The following is a 21,513-nucleotide window of genomic DNA, read 5'->3' on the forward strand; positions in this document are numbered from 1 at the left end:
TTGAGCTGGCCGTTGATGGTGTTGGAGACATCTTCGGACAGCTGCTGGGTCACCTGGGCCACTGTTTCCTCCGTGGCATCCTTCAGCTCCGCTGATGCGCCGTCCACCACAGATTCTAGTTCCCCATTTATCTTTGCGGAGATGCTGTCCACTTCGTCTGAAATAAGCTGTTCCAGCCCTATCAGCGCCCCGGCAATCTTTTCATTGGCCAGGGCGGCGCAGGACTGGACGGTGTCGTCCAGCTGCTTGGCCTTGTCGTTGAGAGCCTTGACAAGGGCGTTGTCATCCACCAGGGCGTCCACCATAGCGGAGAGGGCCTGCTCAGCAAACGGCTGCATCTCGGCGCCGTTGAGGCTCTCCAGGTAGGGGGCGGCGGCCTCAGTGAGCTGGGCGCGCACCGTATCCTTGGTCCAGGTAATGCCCTGCTGGATGCCCTTGGTAAACATCTGGTCCACCCTGTCCACCAGCAGGGTCTGGAGGGTCTGGATGCAGGAGTTGATGGAGGACTGGACCATAGTACGAACCTCTCGATTTATTTCATTTAATAGCTCTTCGCCGCTCCCTTTCAGGCGGTCGGCCGACTCGTCAATGAGCTGCTGAATGTTATTAGTTACAATTTCCTGAACATCCTTGGACCATTCCTTAATGGTGTTTTGCGCCAGCTCCTGGACTTTTCCCCCGTCTAACAGTGTCTCCGGCTTCATGGTCCAGCTTTCATAGTTCTTAATGAGTTCCACCTTTTCCCCCTTCATGAGACGGGAGAGGTCGGAGAGGGACTCGGCGTAGGCCAGGCAGACGTCGATGACCACCTGGGCCACCTTGTAGGGGAAGACGCCGCAGGTGGCGGCCTGGATAGCCAGTGCGGGGGGGCGGGTCAGGTTGTTGATCTCCCCGTTGGTGATGGCCACGATGGCGTTGCAGGCAAAGCGGATGGCCAGAATGTTGTTCTTGGCGTAGCTGACGTTGATGATGGGGCCAGGGGCCTCGCTGATGGTGAAGAAAAACAAGAACTTCTGTGCCTTGTCGCCCTTGTCGCCGTAGATGATGTACTCCATCTCGCAGCCCATGAGGGGGTTATTTTTGGTATTGATGGGTACGTTGGTCATGGTGGTGAGGCCCTGGTCGTCCTTTTTGGTGGCGCAGGAGAAGTTGGAGTCCACATACTGGGTGACCAACAGGTTGTCCCGGCCATTCTCCAGAAAATCGTCGATGCCGCTGACCAGGTTAATGACCAGGTCCATCATGGAGGCCAGCTGGCCCAGGATAGCGGTGTTGCCGGAGCCCAGGTCCCCATAGTCCTTGGCGCCGCCGCCGCCGATGCCACCGGAGGGGGCGTCGGCAAAAACGCTGGCGCTGCCGGCCTGGGATCCAGTGGCATCGCCGTCGGAAGCCGCCGTCTCCTCCCCAGCCATCTCGTTGACATTTTCTGCGGTCTGATCCAGATTGTCGTCGTTTTTCTCCCCCTCACCGGAGGTGTAGTTGCACTCCATGTACACATAGTAGGCGGGGGGCGCCACGGTGGTACCGTCGTCCAGCTTGAGTACCTCGCTGCCGATGGGCTTGACGTAGCAGTCTTTGGTCTGGCGCTGCTCGCCGCTGATCAGCTGGTAGCCGGGGCTTCCGGTGTAATCTTTATAGTCATCCAGGGTCTGCCGCCCCAGCTTGTCGTTGCTCTGATAGATGGAAATGTCGGCCAGGGAGCGGCCGTAGAGGGTGCAGTCGTGGCTCAGACGGCCGATCTCGCCGCTGTCCTCATCGCCCAGATAGGTTTTAATGGCCCGGATCTGGGATTCGATGGCGTCCAGATCCTGGGTGGTAAAGTTCTGCTTGTTCTGCTCCACCTGGCTTTGGATACCGGCATAGAAGTCGTCCTCGGAGGTGTTTTTCTTATAGTCTTTTGCCGCATTCTCAAGGGCAGCATTGGCGGTGGAAACCTCATTCATGGCGTCACGCACCCGGTCCACCTGGGTCAGCATGCTGTCCAGCGCGGAGCCAATGGCGCCAATCATATTGGCCAAATACTCGTACCATTCGGTCATATGCTTTTCAGAGGCCATTTTCTGGGCGCTGCCCTGATAGTCCTGGATGGTCTGGGCGGCGGTACGGACATTTTCGCCTACCTGCTCGCGGGCATCTTTCAGCTGGTCGTCATACGCCTTCGCCTTCTCCTCAAAGGGGGTGACTACCTCTTCATAGGCCTCGGTGAGAAGCATCCAGCCCTCCTGCACCGACAGGGCGTCGCCGCTGAGCTGCTTCCCTTCCTCCCACTTGGTCTCCCCGTGGGCTTCCAGGGTGAGGATGGCCTGACACAGCTGCTTCATGTCCTCGCCAAAGCTGCGGTACTTGCTGAACAGGCTGGACAGGGTATCGGAATCCACGGTACCCAGCTGGGTCACCGCGCTCTCCATCCGGCTCAGGTCAAAACCGTTGAGGGCATTGTTCAGGTCGGAACGGGCATCGGACAGGGTGTAGTCGTCATTGAGCGATTTGGCGGACACGCCGGACATCTTGAAGGTATAGTAGCTCTCGCCCTGGTACTCGGTACGCTCCTTGTCCTTGCTGATATCGGGCAGGTCGTCCATTGTGATGGCGTCGGCCAGCTGCTCCCGGATGATCTTGTCCGCCTTTTCCAGGCAGGAGCGGACGGTGTTCAGGCCGCCGGGGTAGAAGCTGTTACGCTTAGCCAGGTAATCCGTCAGCAGCTGGTCCAGATGCACGATGGCGTCATAAAGCCGCTGGGATTCCTCCGCCAGGGTGGCCACCTTCTGGTCGGTGGTCACCTTCTCCTTCAGGACCTTGGCCTGCTCCCCCACCTTCTTGAATACGCCCAGGGAGTCCAACAGGCTCATGCCGATGTCGGCAGGGCCCCTGTATTTCATAAATTCCACGATCTGGCTCTTCAAAATCTCCGGGTTGGCCAGGCTGCTGCCCGGCAGTCCGCCAGCCGTGAAATTGCTGTATTCTACGTCAACAAAATTGCGGGTCACATCCTCCGCACGGGTCAGGCCCAGCAGGTCCTGACTGCCGTCTACCACCGCCTGGCCCAGCTCGCTGTCCGCGTCCACGGCCTGCATCAGTTCGCCGGCGTGGAGGCTGTCCCGGAAATAGCTCTCCAGGCCCAGGTTGTCGTCCTCGGAGGATTGGCTCATGGCGTACAGGCCGTATACGTCGGCCAGGACGCTGTCATAATTGGCCAGCGCGGCGTTTACCGTCAGCTCGCCAGCGCCCTCCACCGACGCGATGGACAGGTTCAGATTGCTGTCGTCCACCAAAATGCCGATCAGCCACAGAAAGGGCAGCAGGATGGCGGAGAGGAAAATGGAAATGGAGCCCTTGTTATGCTCACAAAACCGCATCCACCAGTTCATAATCCCGTCCTCCTTCCTTCGTTAGCCTTTGAAAAAGTCGCTGATCCTTGTGAAGGCGATCCCAATGGTCTCGGTGATCTTGCTTACCGTCTCGGATTTCTCGCTCAATTCCTCAATGATATCTTCCACAAATTTTACATTGCGTACAAATTCCGTCTGGGAAATGACGGGCGCCGTCACTTCCACCTTAATCTCCGCCTTGTCGGGCAGGCCCACAATGCGGAATACGCTGGGCAGCTTGAACGCCTGGGTCACGGAGACTTTGGCGTTCTTGGAAATGAAGCCGGTCACACCGCCCACATCCGGGTCGGCCTTTTCCACATAGATGGCCTCCACCGGGGAGAGGGTGCCGGCGTTGATGATGGTCTCCATTTTCTTCTCCGCCGTATTCTCAATGGCGGAGGCGTTGTAGCCGTTGTTAAAATACCGGTAGGGGTCCCGGGGGAGTCTGGGCTCGTCCTCCAGGGAGGCCTTTTCCCGATAGCCGGCCAGATTGCTCTCCGGCTCGGTGCCGAAATCAATGAGCGTGGTGGCGTTGGGATCGTTGTAGATGCGCTGCACCGTCATGGCCGCCCGGTAGGCCGCCGACTCCAGCAGCGCGCTCTGGTGAAAATAGTAGCCTACCATCAGAATAAAGCAGATGCCGATCAGGCACAGCGGCAGCACGCACAGATATTCAATGATGGTGGAAGCTCCCTGCTCTTCCCGCAGCTTTTTCATCTCTGCGATCCCCCTTTTTGGTTGGGGATGGCCCCCGCCAAAGGCGGGAGCCATCCCTCCCTCATACGGTCTCGGATGCCGTTACGGCATGGTGAATTCCTGACCCAGATCGCTCACCTTGCCATCCACGTTGCCCCAGATGTTGTTGAGCAGATCCTGGATCTTGTCCCGGAAGATCACCGCCAGCAGGATCACGACGGCCAACAGGATGATGGCCGCGATGATCTCGGCGCCGCCCCGCTCTTCCCGGGCCAGCTTGCGGCCGGCGGAGGTGCAGGAGTCCTTGACGCCCTGACACAGAAGGTACAGCTTCATCCACATTGCATTCATACAGATTCCTTCTTTCTTCTTTTCATGGTCTCTTTCTATTACAAGGGGATCAAAAGGCGATCCCACTCATAATCGGTACGCACAGCATGATCAGCAGGCCCAGCGTCATGATGGTGATGGGGATGAGCAGCTTGGTGGACGCCTCCTCACCCCGGACGCGGACCGCCTGCTTGCGCTCCTGCCAGCTCTCAGCGGCATACTGCCGCAGGAAATCCACCAGTTCCCGGTTGCCCTTGGTCAGGTTCTGGTTCAGAGAGGCGGCAAATTTGGTGACGCTCTCCTCCCGGCAGCGGCGGGCAAAGTCCAGATAGGCCTGGCCCTCCGATACGCCGTTGTTCATGTTCAGCACCGCCAGGCGCATCTCCTCGTAAAGCACACCCTCACCCGACTGGCTGATGCGCTCCCACGCTTCGCGCACAATGAGGCCCGCATTCACCAGTAGCGCCAGGGTGGACACCACCGTGGGGAATTCCCGGTTGATGGCCCGGCTGCGGGCCGTCATGATATCGGTCACCGTGGTCTCAAAATAGTACGCCACCCCCGCCGCCGCTACCAGTGCAAGCAGGATGAGAATGGGGGTGTCCAAAATCACCGACAGGGACAACGCCACAACCAGCACCAGCAGCGGTATGGTGATCTGTTTGGCTACCAGCAACCGGTAGTGATATTCCGCGTATTTCTCCCCGTGGATGACGGCACACTGGGCGATCCGGCGCTGGGCACGGGGAGAGGCAAAGTTGATCCGCAGCAGTTGGCACAGGGAAAAGCCCGCCACATAAAAGCCACGGAAGGGGTCCTTGGCAGAGACGCTCTGCACCAGAGGCGCATACCGCTTCTGCCCCATGATCAGGCCGCTGAACAGCAGCCCGGCGGCCCCGGTGGCAACGCCCATAACAATCAGTTTGATGATGATTCCCATGGCTGCGCTCCCCTACAAGTCGATTCTCAGGATCTTCTTACCCACCAGGTAGGCCACAATGAAACAGGCCAGGCCCGCCGTGGTGGAGAGCATCCCCTGCACAGAACGCAGGTCGATCATATCGCTGCCCATCATTTTCAGCAGGAAGATAAAGACCACCGGCATGACCAGCATGGCGTTCTGTTCCATCCGCTTGGAGGCTACCGCCGTATTGATCTCCAGCTGTACGTCCACCTTGTCGCAGATGATCTGGTAGGTACTTTTCACGATCTCACGGACGTTGCCGCCTTTGCGGTAACAGATCTCAAATACATCGGCAAAATTCTTGATGTCGGGCAGGCCGCTGCGGGTGCCGAAGTCGCCCAGCAGCACCTCCACGTTGATATTGTCGGCAATGCCCTCGGTGATGATGGCCATCTCCCGGCTGATATCGCTCTCCGGACCGTGCTGGACCACCATATCCGCCGCCACCGCCTCAAAGGCCTGGGGTACGTTGGAGCCCGACCCCAGAGAGGTGGACAGCGACTCCAGACAGTCTCTGAATTGCAGCAGTAGCTTTTGCTTGCGCTTTTCGATGAGCTGCTTCCTGCGCGCTTTGGGGTAGATCAGGCCGCAGGCCACCGCCACAACGGCGGACAGGATCAGACTTTCATAAAAGATAAAGCTGACCACCCCGCCCGCCAGGAAGCCTATCGCAAAATACAGGATCTGCTGGGAGGGGGTAAAGGGACATACTTCGTAGTCGTCGGCGTTGCCCAGCAACCCCTTGCGGGGCGGCGCGGGCGGCGCCTTCTTCTTCCATGTCAAGGTCAATGCAACCACTCCCTCTCTTTCTGCAGGCGTCAAATTACGGCATTATATCCGCTGCGCCGCAGCTTTTCCACATTCACCATGGGGTTTTTGGTGCGGATCAAACGGCCGGACACCTTCTCCATGGTACTCTTGTCGTCCTCCTCAAACACATAGAGGGGGTTGACCTGGATCTCCCCGTTTTCCACGCCCAGGATCTCGCTGATGGCCATCGTGCGTCGGGAATAGTCCCGCAGCCGGGCCAGGTGTACGATAATGTCGATGGCGGAACCAATCTGCTGGCGGATGGCGGGCAGAGGGATCTCCGCACCCTGCAGCACCATGGTCTCCAGGCGGCTGAGCATGTCCACCGTACTGTTGGCGTGGCCGGTGGACAGGGACCCGTCATGGCCGGTATTCATGGCCTGGAGCATGTCCAGCGCCTCCGCGCCGCGGACCTCGCCTACAATGATACGCTCCGGGCGCATACGCAGAGATGCTTTGATCAGATCCCGGATGGTAATGGCGCCCGCGCCCGACGTGTTGGCGTTGCGGGCCTCCAGCACCACCAGGTCCTCCACCTGTTTGAGCTGCAGTTCCGCCGAGTCCTCGATGGTGATGATGCGCTCATTTTTGGGAATGAAATTGGACAGGGCGTTGAGGAACGTGGTCTTGCCCGAACCGGTGCCTCCCGATACAAAAATGTTGTATTTGGCACGCACCAGCATTTTAAGTACTTCTGCAATATCCGGCGTGATGGACCCGTACTTGATGAGCTGCTCAATGGTCATGGGGGTTTTGGAAAATTTCCGGATGGTCACCACCGGGCCCACCAGAGAGACGGGGGGCAGCACCACGTTGACGCGGGACCCGTCGGGCAGGCGGGTATCCACAATGGGATTGGCCTGGTTGACTTCACGTCCGGCCTGTCCCACGATGCGCTGCACGATATCCTCCAGCCGGCGGGCGCTCTCAAATCGTTTGTCCAGCCGGGATACCTCGCCCTGCCGCTCGATAAAGATATGGTCGGGGCCGTTGATCATGATCTCCGTGATACTCTCGTCCCGCAGCAGCTCGTCCAGCAGGCCCAGGCCTCGTATGGACTGGTAGGTGCGCTGCACCGCATCGATCCGGTTCTGGATGGACATATAACGCTGTCCGGCCCGCTGGGCCACCAGCTCTTCAATGCGATGGTACAGCTCGTCGTCAGAAAGGCTGACTACCTCGGCATTTTCAAACAGCAGATGCTTGATGGATTCTGCCAGTTGATCCAACTCTTGTTCTGTCATGGCGCCCCCCAATGCTCACTGCAAGTCAAATATGGAATGCCCGGACATGGCCTGAACCACCTGCCGCTCCGTACCGCCGGCATACTCGGGCAGCACACCCAAAAGAGGCAGGCCCATATGGTTGGGCGGCTCCTGTCCCCGGTTGCCCACCAGCGCCATCCGGCTGAGCAGATCACTGGAAAAGCCGGTTTTGATCGCGTGTACGGTATGAAACAGCTTGGCCTGGCCGGTCATGGAGGCGGAGGTCACCATCAGAATACGGGAGGCCGCTTCCAGCAGGTACTTGCCCGCCCCCTGGAAGGCCAGCGGAATGTCCAGAACCACCGCCTGGTTCTCCGGGTTTTCCCGCAGGGCGGTCAGCAACCGCTGGGCGTCTTCTTCCGTCAGCTCCGCCCGCTCCAACGCATTGGTGGGCGCGGCATAATAGCGCACGCCGCAGGGGTCCTGGCGGATGATGCTCTCCATCCGCAGCGCCAGGTTGACCCGGTTGCTCTTAAGGGCATAGAGCAGGTCGGACAGCGTCTCCTTCCCGTCCCCATGGAAGTAAAGTTCCGGCTCACCAGACGGCTCCAGGTTTACATAAGTAACCCGGCGCTTCTGCTGGGCCAAATGAACCGCCAGCGCGGCGGCCACACAGGACGCACCGCAGCCTCCCGCAGCGCCCACCACCGCAATGACCTGGGCGCCCTCGCCGTCGCAGCCGCCCGTTTTCAGCACATGGCCGCTGTGTTCGGCATACAGCGCCAGCACCTCCCGGTAAAACTGCTCCATGCGCTGATACCGGCAGATGGCAGGCAGACCGTCCTTTTCCTCGTAGACCTCCCCGGTCAGCCAGGCCACCACGGTCTGTCCGGCCAGGCCCTCCGGAATGGCCTGCATGGCCTCATCCACCAGGATCACGTCAAACCGCTCCTCCGCCGCCGCTTCCGTCAGACGCTCCGGGGCGGAAAAGCAGGACAGCTCCAGCTTATCGGAATAAGCTTCCCTGCAAAAATCCAACAGCCGCCCGATATAGTCCGAATTGCCGTCCAAAACGGCCAGCCTGATCATCATGATTTCTCTCTCCTATCCTGCCTGGATGGGACCGGCCCCGCCGTCTTTAAGGGGCAAGGGCGGCCACCAGTGCGGTAATATTGTCGCTGCCTCCCCTTTGCTCGGCTTCCCGGGTCAGGCGGAGGGCCTGGATATCCGGCGGCGCGTCGTCCGCCAGCAGCCATGCGATCTGCTGATCGCTCAACTGCCCTGTCAGCCCGTCGCTGCACAGCAGCAGCCGGTCACCGGGCGCCATCGTTACTTCTGTATGATACGGCTCCAGAATAAATTCCTCCTGCGCCATACCAAGATGTTGGGTCAGCTGCTGGGCCGACCGGCTGTTGGCGCCGGACACGCCCATGCTGCGCAAGGACTGCTCCACGGTATGATCCTGGGACAGCTGCGTGAGCTGGCCGCCGGAACACAGATAGGCCCGGCTGTCCCCCAGGTTATAGACCGCCGCCCGGTTCCCGTCCAGCACGGCCAGTACCAGCGTACTGCCCATCCGGCATCGGCGCCGCTCCGCCTCCCGGCAGATCTTCTCGTTGAGCTGCTGGGTACAGGCCAGCACCTGCTCAGGCGCCACATGCTCCTGGTCCAGCGCGCTCAGGCCGGAGGCCGCCACCCAGGCGGCGTACTCGCCGTAGCTGTCACCGCCCATACCGTCGCACACCGCCAACACAGCTCGCCCTTCCGCCCTGCCGGGCAGGTGGTAGGGCGTATCGGCCAGTTCCAGCGGCTTATACATACCGTTGAAGAAAAAGTTGTCCTCGTTGTTGCTGCGGTGCAGGCCCATCTGGCAGCTTACACCCAGCTGATAAACTGCTTGTATTCCCTCAGTCCCAGCCATACTTCTCCACCAGCCGGAACGCAATGCTCAGGCTCTGCTCCCGGGTCAGAGGATCGGCGGGGGCAAAGCGTCCGTCGCTGTAGCCGTTGATGATACCGTTTTTATAGGTATAGCTTACATAGGGCGCCGCCCAGTCGGGGATCTTGGCCTCGTCGGCGTAGAAGCTGAGGCTGGGCCTGGACGTGGAAATGGAGACGTTGCGTACCTTCTGCAGGAAGGAACACAGCATCTTGGCGCATTCCTGACGGGTCAGAATATTGTCGGGGGAAATGGTGTTGCCGGAGGTGCCGTTGAGCAGGCCCAGGTTGACCGCCTTGCGTACATAGGTCTCCAGAGGGTGGCCCTCCAGATCGATAAACTTGGAGGTGCCGCTCTCATTGACAGTGGTATTCTTCACCTGCTCGTACATACCCACCAGCAGCGTAACAAATTCCGCACGGGTGATCTGCTTGGTGTAGCTGCCCCACAGCATGGGCGGGACCATGGAGGTACGGAACAGCTGGTTGATGTCGCCCACCGCCCACGCGCTGGCGCCGGTGGTCAGATAACCGCAAGGCATGGAGCCGCTGCTCAGCTGGGTGGTGATTCGGGTGGGCGTGTCCTGGTTGCTGTTCTTTCCGGTGCCCAGCTGGAGGGCCTGATTTCTGCCCCAGGCATACAGCACGCCGCTTTCCGTGACCGCAAAGCAGTGGTGCAGCCCGCAGTCGATCTCTTCCACGCTGGACAGGTTGCTCACCTGAGTGGGATTGGCCTGGGAGATGGGGGTGTTGCCGTTTCCGATCTGGCCGTATTCCCCGTAGCCCCAGGCATAGAGTTTCCCGCCCTGGGTCAGGGCCAGGGATGTGCCGGAACCGGCGGCCACCTTTACCCCGCCGGAGATCTTCTCCACCGGCACCGGCTTCAGGCTGTTGGCCTGCTCCTCAAGACCCAGCTGGCCATACTCGTTGCTGCCCCAGGCGTAAACCGTGCCGTCAAAGGCTACGGCCAGGGAGTGGGAATACCCGGCGGAGATATCCACGATGTTCTGAAGGGACAGCTGTACCGGCGTGGGCCGGTTGGTAACGGTGCCGTCTCCCAGCTGACCGTTCTGATTATTGCCCCAGGCATAGACCCGGCCTTCCAGGCTCAGCGCCAGCACAAAACCCGCGCCGGCGGAAATGTCTACGATGCGGCTCAGGCCAGATACCTGAGCGGGGGTGCTGCCGTAGGTCCATTTCCACACCGTACCGTCGGCCCGCAGGGCCACGATGTCGGACTGGCCGGCATCAATCGCTATGACATTGCTGATGGCCGCCTTCACAGGCGTCTGATTGACGCCCATGCCCCAGGTATACACGCTGCCGTCGGCGCTGAGGGCTACAGAAAAGTCATAGCCCGCCGCCACCGACACGGCGGTGATCCCGGTAACCTGGGTGGGCTTGGACGCGCTGCTCTCTCCCGGCAGGCCCAGCTGGCCCGAGTTGTTGGATCCCCAGGTATATACTTCACCCTTCTCATTGACCGCCACTGAATGGCTGCTGCCGCCGGATACGCTGGTATACCGGGCGTCTATGCCCGCTGCATGAGCCGAAAAAGGCAGCAGCATCAGCACGGCCAGAAACATAGCCACAATCCGTCTCTTCTTCATGATCCACATCCTCCTTTGATATGATCGTCCTCTCTGGGGCGGTTGGTCACTTTAACTCACCGACACTGCGCAGGAGGCCGCATAGCCCCCGCAGGTAGCAGTAATAATGGTGGTGCCGGCTCCATTGCTGCGGACGTTGCCGGCGCTGTCTACCGTAGCCACGGCGGTGTTGGACGACGTCCATTTTACCGTCTTATTCGTGGCGTTGGACGGATATACCGTCGCCGTCAACTTCACGCTCCCGCCTACCTCCAAAATCGCGTTGGTGGGGGAAACCGATATCCCGGTCACCGCGACAACAGAAGGCTTGGGGGTGGGTCGGGGTGTAGGCCGGGGCGTGGGCCGCGGCGTGGGCTTCGGCGTGGGTGTTGGCGTCGGTGTCGGTGTCGGCGTGGGCGTCGGCGTCGGCGTCGGCGTCGGCGTGGGCGTCGGCGTCGGCGTCGGTGTCGGCGTGGGTGTCGGCGTGGGTTCGGCAGTATTGACCACCGCCGTTATGGAAGTGGGCGAGGGAGAGGGTACTGCAATAGCGGGCTGATCCCCATCTCCGCCGGTTCCCAACAAAACAAAGATGGCCGCTGCCGCCGCCACCACGCCGACAGCGATCCCGCCCAGCAGGATGCCCTTGCCCTTTTTGGGGCGGGCTGCATTGTCTCCTCCCCGAGGCGGTTCGGGTTTCTTTGGCGGCGGGGGCGTTTGGGGGGTGGAGGGCCCAGCCTGATAGGCCTGATCCGGGGGGAGAAAAACCGTCTCCTCCTGATCTGGTGCGGCCTTGTCACGGGGCAGATACACGGTCTCCTCGCCGTCCTGCTCCGACCGGTCCTGGGGGAGAAACACAGTTGCCTCGTCATCCGGCTCGGCCTTGTCACGGGGCAAAAATACCGTCTCCTCCGTCTTCTCTTGCGGGCTCTCTTGCGGGGCAGGTGCCGGCTGAGGATCAACGTGGGACGGTTGCTGGATTTGGGCCGGATCCGTTTGGTTTAAGCCATGGGACTCTTCCGTCAGCAGATGTCGGATGGTGGAGTTGCCCATGGTATAGCCGCCGGAGATCCGGCTGGTATCAGACACCACCTGCGCCAGGACCTGGGCGGGCAGTTCCTGCTGGAGCTGCTCCAGAGCGTACTGCATGGCGCCCGGATTCTTCCACCGGTCCTCCGGTCGATAGGCACAGCACTGCTGGATGATCCGCCCCAGCAGCTCCGGGCCCAGGCCGGGCAGCGGAATGGGCGTACCCTGAAGGCGCTTGCGCTGTGCCTCCTGATTATCTGCGTAGCTGACCATCGCCGGCGGCAGAGGCAGGAAGGGCGCGCGGTTATAGTTGAGCAGCTTGTGCATCACCAGGCCCAGGGAATAGATATCCACACTGTAGCTGCCGTCCAGGCCGCGGGCCACTTCCGGCGCCATGTAGGCGAAGGTACCCTTTACCGACATGCTGCTTACCGTCTTGTCCATGGTGCGGGCCACGCCAAAATCGCCCAGCTTGTAGTCGCCGCCGTCGTTGACAAAGATGTTGGCGGGCTTGATATCCCGGTGTACGATATGTTCCCGCTGCAATACCGTCAAGGCCTTACAGATATCAATGCCCAGTCGGATCACATCGCTGACGGTGAAGGGATGGCTTCTCATGTAGTCGGTCAGGCTGGTGAGCAGTTCCATTTTAATGAACAGATCAAAACCAGGGGAGTCGGTCCGCTCAATAATCTGGTGTTCCTCATAAGAGACAATATTGGTGTGACCTTTCAGGCGGTAGTTCACATTGATTTCCGACATCAGGTCGTTGACCATTTGGATGTAGTAGTTCCTGGCCTCTTCCGGGGAAGATATCACGCCCTCCGCCAGCAGCTCGTCCGCCTGGGACTGCTTGGGCGGGATGGGAATATGCTTGATGGCAGAATAGTATTTCTCCCCAAAGCTCTCCTTCTCCGCCAGATAAACCGTTCCGTAGGATCCCTGGCCCAGCGGACGCACCAGATACCATTCATTCCAGAACGGCTCAAAACTGTGAATATCCCTCATTTCATATCACCCTGGCACCTTCAATTTCTGCACAAAATGATGCTATATTCATGTAAATAGGCTTGTTGATAATATACTATATATTTACTTTTTTTTCAACACTCTCGCAGTGTAACTTTCCCTTTTTCGAAATAATCCTTGCCGCACCAATGTTTTTCCGTATCACATAAAACAAGACCTGCCGTTGCAGTCGTCATGCTGCGGCAGGTCCTGTTGATATGCGTTTTCGGCCCCTCACTCCAGATCCAACTCCACCGGGCAGTGGTCGCTGCCGGTGACGTCGGCGTGAATGATCTGGTCCTTCACCCGGGGCAGCAGGCGCTGAGACACGATGAAGTAGTCGATGCGCCACCCGGCGTTGTTCTTCCGGGCGTTGAAGCGGTAGCTCCACCAGGTATAAGCCCCGGTCTTGTCCGGGTAGAGGGCCCGGAAGCTGTCGGCAAAGCCGCTGCCCAGCAGGACGGTCATTTTCTCCCGCTCCTGGTCGGAAAAGCCGGCGTTGCCCCGGTTGGTCTTGGGATTCTTCAGGTCGATCTCCTCATGGGCCACGTTGAGGTCGCCGCACAGCACCACCGGCTTGCGCTGGTCCAGTTCCATCAGATAGGCGCGGAAGTCGTCCTCCCACTGCATCCGGTAGTCGATGCGGGCCAGCTCGTTCTGGGCGTTGGGGGTGTAGCAGCACACCAGATAGAAGTCCTGGTACTCCGCCGTGATCACCCGGCCCTCGGTATCATGTTCCGGGATGCCCAGGCCGTAAGTCACGGCCAGAGGCTCGGTTTTGGTAATAAGGGCGGTACCGGAGTAGCCCTTCTTTTCGGCGCTGTTCCAGTAGATGTGGTAGCCCGGCAAGTCCAATTCGATCTGGTGGGGCTGGAGCTTGGTCTCCTGGAGACAGAAGGCGTCGGCGTCCATCTCCTTGAAAAAGTCCAGAAAGCCCTTGCCCAGGCAGGCCCGCAGGCCGTTGACATTCCAGGTGATCAGCTTCATGCGTCCGTCTCCTCTCTCCCCCAGGCAGTCAGATGGGGGAGGAATTTCAGCATGATGGGGATATAGGTGGCCACAAAAGCGATGACCGCCCCCAGGGCCGCCCATTTCCGCAGCTTTTTAGGCGCGGCCAGTCCCAGCATGACCCCGGCGGCACACAGGCACAGCTTCACCAGGGCCAGGTCCTTCCAATTCATTTTGGAAATATAGGCGTCGGCAGCAGAAAACAGTTTTCTCATAAGATTCCCTCCAGTCGCAGCAGCCATTGCTTCAGTTCCAGCCCGCCCCCGTAGCCGGTGAGGGCGCCGCCCGTCCCCACCACCCGGTGGCAGGGCAGCAGAATGGGCAGGGGATTGCGGTGGTTGGCCTGGCCCACTGCCCGGCTCCCCTTGGGGCAGCCCACCCGGCGGGCCAGTTCTCCGTAGGTGATGGTCTGCCCGTAGGGGATCTCCGCCAGGGCGGACCACACCTTGTGCTGAAAGGGAGTACCCTTTGGCGCAAGGGGCAGATCAAAGCCCTGTCGCTTCCCCGCCAGGTACTCCAGCAGCTCCTCCCTGCCCCGGGAGAGCAGGGGTGTCTCCTCCCCCGCCGGAGGCATGGGGGAATTAGGCAGGTACAGAGCGGCAAGCGCCCCCTCGTCCTCCTCCAGCGCCATCCGGCCTACCGGGGTATCAAAGGCTATGCGGTTCATCTCAGTACCGCCGCACCACGGCGGTGACCTTGCCCAGGATGGCGCAGCCCTCGCCGTCAATGGGATCATAGTCCGGGTTCTCCGGCATGAGCCACACATGGCCGTCCTTCCGGCGGAGGGTCTTTACCGTGGCCTCGTCCTCAAAGAGGGCCACTACGATCTCCCCGCTGCGGGCGTCGCTCTGCTGGTGGACCACCACCAGGTCGCCGGGCAGGATGCCTGCATACTTCATGGACTCCCCCCGCACCCGCAGGGCAAAGTACTCCCCCGGCCGCCCGTCGGTATCAAAGGTCAGGTAATCCTCCACACACTCCTGGGCCAGGATGGGAGAGCCGGCGGCTACGCTGCCCACCACCGGCACCTTGTCCTCCGGGGCCTCCGCTTCCGATGCGTTGACGGTGATGGAGCGGGTCTTGCCCTCCGCCTTGTGGATCAGTCCCGCCGACTCCAGCCCTTTCAGGTGGAAGTGGACGGTGGAGGGGGATTTCAGCCCCACATAGGCCCCAATCTCCCGGACGGAGGGGGGATAGCCGTGTTCCGCCGAGAAAGAAATGATATAATCGTAGATCTGCTGCTGTTTGGGTGAAAGCGCCTTCATGGCAGCCCCTCCTTTGTCAAGTTCGTTCGGTTTCAGTATACCATACTTCCTCCAGCATTGCAAACATTTGTTCTAAAATCCCCCATTTTTCCACGCAGGCAGCCACCTGTGGGGCCACAGCGACCATCTGTAAAAAATACGTTGCGTACTGCCTGTCCGCTCTTTATAATGGCATCACCACAGGAAGAGGTGACCGACATGCAAGTGGAAGTGAACATCGACGAGACCTATACCCGGCCCAAGGCGGTAATCCTCACCGCCGCTCTCACCGACGAGGTTCGGCAGGCGGTGGAGTTCCTCTCCCACGCCGACGCCCCTCCAATCACCGGTTATCAGGGCGAGATCGTCCGGCTCCTGGCCCCGGCGGAGCTGATCCGGATCTACGCCAGCGCCGGAAAGGTGCTGGCCGCCACCGAGCGGGGGGAATACACCCTCCGTCTGCGGCTGTATGAGGCGGAGGCGCGGCTGGACCCCCATCTCTTTGTGCGCATTTCCAACTCGGAACTCATCCATCTGAAAAAAGTACAGAGCTTTGATCTGGGCCTGACCGGCACCATCCGGGTAAAGCTGTCCGACGGCACGGTCACCTATGTCTCCCGGCGGTATGTATCAAAGCTGAAAAAACAACTTGGTCTGTGAGGTGAACCGTATGAAAAAAGAGTTGCTTTTGCGGGGGTTGCTGGGCATTCCTCTGGGGATCGCCATCGGGCATCTCATCACCGTTTTTTCCTCCCTGTTTTGGGGAACCGGCGCCTTTTATCCCTGTATGCCCGCCTTCGCGGCCCAGGTGGGGAGTGAGGCCCAGGCGGTCCTGCTCCAGACCGCCCTGTGCGGTCTGGTGGGCTTCGGTTTTGCCGCCGGCTCCGTGCTGTGGGAGCTGGAGCGGTGGAGTCTGGCCCGGCAGACTGCCGTCTATTTCCTGCTGGGGGCCGCCCTGCTGATCCCCACCGCTTACGTCTGTCACTGGATGGAGCGCAGTGCGGCGGGCATACTGGCCTATCTGGTCATTTTTACGGTGATTTTTTTCCTGATCTGGATCATTCAGTACCTTCTGGCCCTGCGCAGCGTCAAAAAGCTGAACGCCGCCCTGGGGCACGGAGATCAGAGCGGTTCCTGAGCCCTTCCTCCCCCGGTCTGCTCAACAAACACCGACAGCCGCAGCAGGTACTGATCGTAACCCTTGGCGGTCAGCTCGTCCAGCAGCACATCCTCCCAGAACTCTTTCCCCAGAACCAGCCTGTGGGCGTCCGCCCAGTCCAGCAGGCGGCGGTAGCCCTCCTGCACGGTGTCGAAGCTGCCTGCGTGGCAGTAGGTCAAATATCGCCCCTCCGGCGCGGTGAGCAGCCGTATGCCCCGGACGGGCCGATCCACCTGGGTATAGCAGTGGGTATACCCGCCCCAGTCGCCCTGTCGGGCGGCTTCCACCGGCAGGATGGCCCCCAGGGCATAGGGACTCTCTACCTGGTGGGCCTGGCAGTATTCCAGGTGGCGGGCCAGGATATGGACGTACTTGCCCGCGTCGGTGATACCGGGGGCGGCGGTGGCCACATACCACCGCCGGGGCCACTCCTCCACCGTCACCTGGCCAGGGCAGGCGGCCAGCGCCTGCCGGGTCAGTTCCGCTTTCCGGTGGATCAGTTTCCGCAGCCTCCGCAGCCGTGTAAGCTTTTCTGTCAGGGCTTTCCCCTCCTGTTCCAGCAGGGCCAGCAGCGTCTCCGGGCTGCGCCGATCCAGGTAGGCACGGATCTCTGACAGCGGCATTCCCAGCTCCTTCAGCACGGAAATGACCTGAAATACCTCCACCTGGGCGGGCGCATAGTAGCGGTAGCCGTTCTCGCCCCGGATGGCGGGGGAGAAAATACCGATCTCATCGTAGTGAAACAGGGTGTGCTTGGTGACCCCGCACAGGGCCGCAAATTCCCCGGTGGTAAAGCGCATTTCCGTTTGATCCATAACCCAAACCTCCCTCTTGACTATCGGGTTACCCGATAGCTTATCATGTACCGTAGTTCTTGTAAAGTACCGGGTAAGAAAGGGGGCGCCGCCATGAAAAACCGGCTGGATCAGGACTTTACTTTGGGCGGGCTGCTCCGCTTTGCCACGCCTACCACCATCATGATGCTGGTCACCTCGCTGTACACCATCGTGGACGGGATCCTGACCTCCCGGCTGGTGGGGGAGAACGCCCTGGCTGCCATCAACATTGCCTATCCCGCCGTCAGCGTGGTGCTGGCAGCGGGCATCATGCTGGGTACCGGCGGCAGCGCGGTAGTCTCCCACCGGATGGGGGCGGGGGATCTGGAAGGGGCCCGGCGCACCTTCAGCTTTCTGGCTCTGACGGCGGTGTGCGCCGGGGCGTGCTTCGCCCTGCTGGCCCTCCTGGGGGCAGAGCCCCTGGCCCGGCTGCTGGGGGCCAGCGTCCTGCTTCTGGATGACACGGTGGTCTATCTCCGCATTCTGCTGCTCTTTGCCCCCCTGTCCATGCTCCAGCTGCTCTTTGAGAGCTTTTTTGTGGCGGCGGGACGGCCCGGTCTGGGGCTGGGGCTCACCATTGCCGCCGGCGTCACCAACGGAGTACTGGACTGGCTGTACATGGGGCCGCTGCAGATGGGCATCGCCGGAGCTGCCGTAGCCACCGTCACCGGCTACTGTATCCCGGCAGTGTGCGGGGTCGTTTTCTTTTTGAGCAGGAAGGAGGGGCTGAAATTTGCAAGGCCCCGTCTGGACTGGCGGCTGCTGGGCCGGGCCTGCTTTAATGGCTCCTCCGAGATGGTCACCAACCTGTCCACCGCCGTCACCACCTTTTTCTTCAACGCCATCATGCTGGAGCTGCTGGGGGAGGCGGGGGTGGCCGCCATCACCATCGTCCTCTACGCCCAGTTCCTGCTGGTAGCCCTCTTCCTGGGCTTCTCCATGGGGGTGGCTCCGGTGTTCAGCTTTAACCTGGGGGCGGAACGGTATGACCGGCTGCGGATCACCTTCCGCCACTGCACCCGCTTCATCCTGTGGGCCGCCGTGGGTATCCTTGCCGCTTCCCTGCTTCTGGCCCCCGTCATCGTGGGGGTGTTCTCCCCGGAAGGCACCACGGTCTACACCCTGGCCCTGGAGGGTTTCCACCTCTTTTCCCCCACCTTCCTCTTCGCCGGGATCAACATCTTCGCCTCCGCCCTCTTCACCGCCCTGTCCGACGGGCGGACCTCCGCTCTCATCTCCTTTGCCCGCACCTTCGGCTTCCTTATGGCCGGGCTGCTCCTGCTGCCCCGGATCATTGGAGTCACCGGCATATGGATCGCAGTGCCGGTGGCGGAAGCCGTCTCCTGTCTGCTGTCCATCGGTTTCCTGTGGCGCTACCGGGCCAAATTCGGCTACGGGGCCGGATGCTGACCGCTTCCTTTCTTTTGCAGCATACAAACAGGGCGCGCTGCTTTGGCAGCGCGCCCTGTTTTTGCGTTACTTATCGCAGCAGGTCGATGGTCCCCACAGGGTCCACCACCTTGCCGATGGTATAGGTGGCGCCGTCGGCCTCCACCTCTATGGTTTTTCCGGCCTGCTCCGCGGCCTCTATGAACCGCTCCGGGGTCAGATCCGGGTCCGCCTGACAGCACAGGGCATAGACGCCCGCCAGCCAGGGTACGCCCCAGCTCAGCCCGCCGGTGTAATCCCACTCATATTGCCCCACCCCGTTACCAGAGGCGTAAGTGCGTCCGCCGGAGGGGACCAGCAGCAGATGCCCTTGAGCGGAAAGGGGTGCATAGTTATCCTTCGAGATCCAGGCCGCCAGATGATAGGCCGTCGGATCGTCGGCGTCCCGTCTCACATCCCGGTCCAGGCCATACAACTGAAAGGGCTCATATTGCATGGTGGTAGTGGTTAGTACAAAAATGCCGTCCTGCTCCGCGTGGGCGATGGCCTCCAGCATCCGGTCATAGCCCTCGTCCTGCTCATTGAATCCCCTGGAGATGGAGATCACCCGGATCTGCTCCCCATCAGGCAGTTCTTGGTTGATCTCCACCACCCGGTCGATGCAGTCGGCAAGGATGGACGCGTCAAACTGGCGTCCGTCGTCCCCATTGTGTCCATGGGTGGTGGCGATGTAATAGAGCTTGGCCCCCGGCGCCACGCCGGTGTCCTTCCCCACCGCCAGGCTGGCCACCGCAGCGCCGTGCAGCGTGGCCTCCGCGTCCCCGCAGTGGATCCGCTCGTAGAGCATCAGGTTGTCCTTGTACTGCTCGTGCCCGGTGAGCAGGGCCTGGTCGATGATGGCAATGCCCACGCCGGTACCGTCAATGCCCTGCTGGTGCATGGCGCGGATACCCAGCCCCGGGTCCTTGCCCGCCTCCAGGATCTCCTTCGGCGAGAAGTCCTCCGGCAGCTGGTCGGGCCACACCGTGGTGTTGCTAAAGGAGGACTCCCACAGGTCGATGCCGCTGAGATCCAGATCCGAGAGATTGCAGTAGCGGAAGTCATAGCCGAAGTTGGGATCCTTGGTCATTGTCGCCTCCCTGCGGTAGGACGACGCGCTTTCCTTTACAGCCAGCACCAGCTGCCCCTCCTTCAGCAGGGACAGGTCCGCCAGCTGGGTCACATACTGATCCTCGTTGGGGTCGGTGTGGTCCTGATAGGTGTAGTCGGGGGTGGGATAGGGTTCCCCGGCACAGCCGGCCAACAGGCAGAGCGCCGCCGCCAGGGCCGCGCACCGCTGGAATTTTTTCATGACGGATGGTCCTCCCCGCCCCCTCAGCGATCCCACTTCTCGATGAGGGCGCGCAGCTGGTCGGCAAACTTGCCCAGATCCTTGTTGGTGCCGCCCTTGTTGTGGGAGATGACCTCCATGAGCTTGCGGCCCACCTCCTCCAGCCGCTGGTAGGCGGGGGAGGCGCCGGGGGTAACGGCAGGCTTCTTCTCCGGCGGCAGGCCGGGGGAGAGCATCTTGTTGGCCAGCAGGTCGTAGACCTCCTCATAGTTGGGGGCGTGGGCGGCCAGGCCCATCTGCCGCAGGGTGTCGGCGTAGATCTCGGTGACCTCCGCCTCGCCGTGGACCACAAAGATCTGCTTGGGATGGGGGTTGTAGCTCTCGATCCACCGCAGCAGGCCGTCTTTGTCGGCGTGGGAGGAGAGGCCGTGGAAGTTGACGATTTTGGCCCGGACGGCGATCTCCTCGCCGAACAGCTTCACCGACGTGACGCCGTTGAGCAGTCGCCGGCCCAGGCTGCCCTCGGCCTGGTAGCCCACGAAGACCACCGCGCACTCCGGCCGCCACAGGTTATGTTTCAGGTGGTGGCGGATACGGCCGGCGTCACACATGCCGGAGGCGGAGATGATGACCCGGGGGGTCTTGTCGGCGTTGAGGGCCCGGGACTCCTCGCTGGACTCGGTGATGGTGAGGCCGGGGAACTGGAACAGGGCGCCCCCCTTCAGGGCGGCGATGGCCTCGTCGTCCAGATAGCCCCGCAGGTCGCCGGAGAAGATGCGGGTGGCCTCGCCCGCCAGGGGGGAGTCCACCACCACCTGGAAGTTGGGCACGCTCTTCACCAGCCCCTGCTCCTTCATTTCCCGCATGAAGTATAAAAGCTCCTGGGTGCGGCCCACGGCGAAGGAGGGGATGATCACGTTGCCTCCCTTGCCCAATGTCTCGTCAATGATGGCGGCCAGGTCGCCGGTGTAGTCCGGGTCCTTGTCCATATCGTGGAGGCGGTCGCCGTAGGTGGACTCGGTGAGGACGTAGTCGGCCTCCTTGATGTACTGGGGGTCCCGGATGATGGGCTGATCCCGGTTGCCGATGTCGCCGGAGAAGACCACCTTCCGGGTCTCGGTTCCCTCGGTGAGCCACATCTCCACACTGGACGAACCCAGCAGGTGGCCCGCGTCCACAAAGCGGGCCTTCACCCCGTCCTCGATCTGGAGGCGGGTGCCGTACTCGCAGGTAACGATGTGCTTGATGGCTTCCTCGGCGTCAGCCACGGTGTACAGAGGCTCCACCGGCTCAGCCCCGGCACGTCTGCCCTTCTGGTTCTGCCACTGGGCGTCGCTCTCCTGGATGTGGGCGGAGTCCCGCAGCATAATGCTCAGCAGCTGCCCCGTGAGACGGGTGCAGTAGATGTTGCCGGTAAATCCCTGCTTCACCAGCAGAGGGATGCGGCCGGAGTGGTCGATATGGGCGTGGGTGACCACCACCGCGTCGATGTACCCGGCGTTGAAGTCCAGCTCCTGGTTGTCCCGCTCGTCCCTGCCCTGCTGCAGGCCGCAGTCCACCAGAATCTTCTTCCCGCCGCACTCCACACAGTGGCAGCTGCCGGTCACGGC

General features: G+C 61.1%; 20 protein-coding genes. 3 read left to right on the forward strand and 17 right to left on the reverse strand.

Translation table 11 applies throughout. The features are described 5' to 3' along the window. The 14 genes from Q0K43_RS05070 to lexA all read right to left on the reverse strand — a co-directional run. The coding region (locus Q0K43_RS05070; RefSeq protein ID WP_297289473.1) for a DUF5702 domain-containing protein at positions 1-3,368 on the reverse strand (3,368 nt) is incomplete at its 3' end. Positions 3,369-3,389: 21 nt separating this feature from the next. After that, positions 3,390-4,088, reverse strand: coding sequence for a TadE/TadG family type IV pilus assembly protein (locus Q0K43_RS05075; RefSeq protein WP_297289474.1), 699 nt, complete (start codon positions 4,086-4,088; stop codon positions 3,390-3,392). Positions 4,089-4,169: 81 nt separating this feature from the next. Next, complete coding sequence (locus tag Q0K43_RS05080) at positions 4,170-4,418, reverse strand: Flp1 family type IVb pilin (RefSeq protein WP_297289475.1); 249 nt, start codon at positions 4,416-4,418, stop codon at positions 4,170-4,172. A 49-nt stretch (positions 4,419-4,467) separates the two neighbouring features. After that, positions 4,468-5,337, reverse strand: coding sequence for a type II secretion system F family protein (locus Q0K43_RS05085; RefSeq protein WP_297289476.1), 870 nt, complete (start codon positions 5,335-5,337; stop codon positions 4,468-4,470). A 12-nt stretch (positions 5,338-5,349) separates the two neighbouring features. Further along, complete coding sequence (locus Q0K43_RS05090; protein ID WP_297289477.1) at positions 5,350-6,150, reverse strand: type II secretion system F family protein; 801 nt, start codon at positions 6,148-6,150, stop codon at positions 5,350-5,352. A 29-nt stretch (positions 6,151-6,179) separates the two neighbouring features. Beyond that, positions 6,180-7,415 (reverse strand): CpaF family protein, encoded by a 1,236-nt coding sequence (locus Q0K43_RS05095; RefSeq protein WP_297289478.1) that lies wholly within the window; start codon positions 7,413-7,415, stop codon positions 6,180-6,182. A 15-nt stretch (positions 7,416-7,430) separates the two neighbouring features. Further along, positions 7,431-8,468: a hypothetical protein gene (locus tag Q0K43_RS05100; RefSeq protein ID WP_297289479.1), complete on the reverse strand. Its 1,038-nt coding sequence runs from the start codon at positions 8,466-8,468 to the stop codon at positions 7,431-7,433. Positions 8,469-8,514: 46 nt separating this feature from the next. Continuing rightward, positions 8,515-9,297: a PP2C family protein-serine/threonine phosphatase gene (locus Q0K43_RS05105; RefSeq protein WP_297289480.1), complete on the reverse strand. Its 783-nt coding sequence runs from the start codon at positions 9,295-9,297 to the stop codon at positions 8,515-8,517. After that, entirely contained in the window at positions 9,284-10,924 is a 1,641-nt protein-coding gene (locus tag Q0K43_RS05110) for an S-layer homology domain-containing protein (protein ID WP_297289481.1), read from the reverse strand. The genes Q0K43_RS05105 and Q0K43_RS05110 overlap by 14 nt, the downstream gene beginning before the upstream one ends. Positions 10,925-10,975: 51 nt before the next feature. Then, the gene (locus Q0K43_RS05115; protein WP_297289482.1) at positions 10,976-12,937 is read right to left on the reverse strand and encodes a protein kinase domain-containing protein; all 1,962 of its coding nucleotides are present in this window, start codon (positions 12,935-12,937) and stop codon (positions 10,976-10,978) included. A 234-nt stretch (positions 12,938-13,171) separates the two neighbouring features. Further along, entirely contained in the window at positions 13,172-13,924 is a 753-nt protein-coding gene (locus Q0K43_RS05120) for an exodeoxyribonuclease III (RefSeq protein ID WP_297289483.1), read from the reverse strand. Beyond that, on the reverse strand, positions 13,921-14,160 hold the full coding sequence (locus Q0K43_RS05125; protein ID WP_297289484.1) for a permease of phosphate ABC transporter: 240 nt from the start codon (positions 14,158-14,160) through the stop codon (positions 13,921-13,923). The genes Q0K43_RS05120 and Q0K43_RS05125 overlap by 4 nt, the downstream gene beginning before the upstream one ends. Further along, positions 14,157-14,612, reverse strand: coding sequence for a methylated-DNA--[protein]-cysteine S-methyltransferase (locus Q0K43_RS05130; RefSeq protein WP_297289485.1), 456 nt, complete (start codon positions 14,610-14,612; stop codon positions 14,157-14,159). Before Q0K43_RS05130 ends, Q0K43_RS05125 begins: the two co-directional genes overlap by 4 nt. Before the next feature lies 1 nt (position 14,613). Next, positions 14,614-15,210: a transcriptional repressor LexA gene (lexA, locus tag Q0K43_RS05135; protein ID WP_297289486.1), complete on the reverse strand. Its 597-nt coding sequence runs from the start codon at positions 15,208-15,210 to the stop codon at positions 14,614-14,616. A 198-nt stretch (positions 15,211-15,408) separates the two neighbouring features. On the opposite strand from lexA, the gene Q0K43_RS05140 reads away from it, so the two are divergent. Both Q0K43_RS05140 and Q0K43_RS05145 read left to right on the forward strand, forming a co-directional pair. Next, complete coding sequence (locus Q0K43_RS05140; RefSeq protein WP_297289487.1) at positions 15,409-15,849, forward strand: LytTR family DNA-binding domain-containing protein; 441 nt, start codon at positions 15,409-15,411, stop codon at positions 15,847-15,849. 10 nt (positions 15,850-15,859) lie between these two features. After that, complete coding sequence (locus Q0K43_RS05145) at positions 15,860-16,327, forward strand: DUF3021 domain-containing protein (RefSeq protein ID WP_297289488.1); 468 nt, start codon at positions 15,860-15,862, stop codon at positions 16,325-16,327. Here the strand turns inward: Q0K43_RS05145 and Q0K43_RS05150 are convergent. Next, a complete protein-coding gene (locus Q0K43_RS05150) occupies positions 16,312-17,163 on the reverse strand; it encodes a MerR family transcriptional regulator (protein ID WP_297289489.1) in 852 nt (283 codons plus the stop codon). The two genes, Q0K43_RS05145 and Q0K43_RS05150, sit on opposite strands and share 16 nt — an antisense overlap. Before the next feature lie 93 nt (positions 17,164-17,256). Here Q0K43_RS05150 and Q0K43_RS05155 point away from each other — a divergent pair, with 93 nt between their 5' ends. Beyond that, complete coding sequence (locus Q0K43_RS05155) at positions 17,257-18,594, forward strand: MATE family efflux transporter (RefSeq protein WP_297289490.1); 1,338 nt, start codon at positions 17,257-17,259, stop codon at positions 18,592-18,594. A 70-nt stretch (positions 18,595-18,664) separates the two neighbouring features. On the opposite strand, the gene Q0K43_RS05160 is transcribed toward Q0K43_RS05155, so the two are convergent. Next, positions 18,665-19,924, reverse strand: a complete 1,260-nt coding sequence (locus Q0K43_RS05160; protein WP_297289491.1) for a S8/S53 family peptidase — start codon at positions 19,922-19,924, stop codon at positions 18,665-18,667. Positions 19,925-19,947: 23 nt separating this feature from the next. Further along, positions 19,948-21,513, reverse strand: a 1,566-nt coding sequence (locus tag Q0K43_RS05165; protein WP_297289492.1) for an MBL fold metallo-hydrolase RNA specificity domain-containing protein, incomplete at its 5' end; no start/stop codon positions are given.

It is taken from the genome of uncultured Flavonifractor sp. (genome assembly GCF_944383115.1).
Classification (GTDB): domain Bacteria; phylum Bacillota; class Clostridia; order Oscillospirales; family Oscillospiraceae; genus Flavonifractor.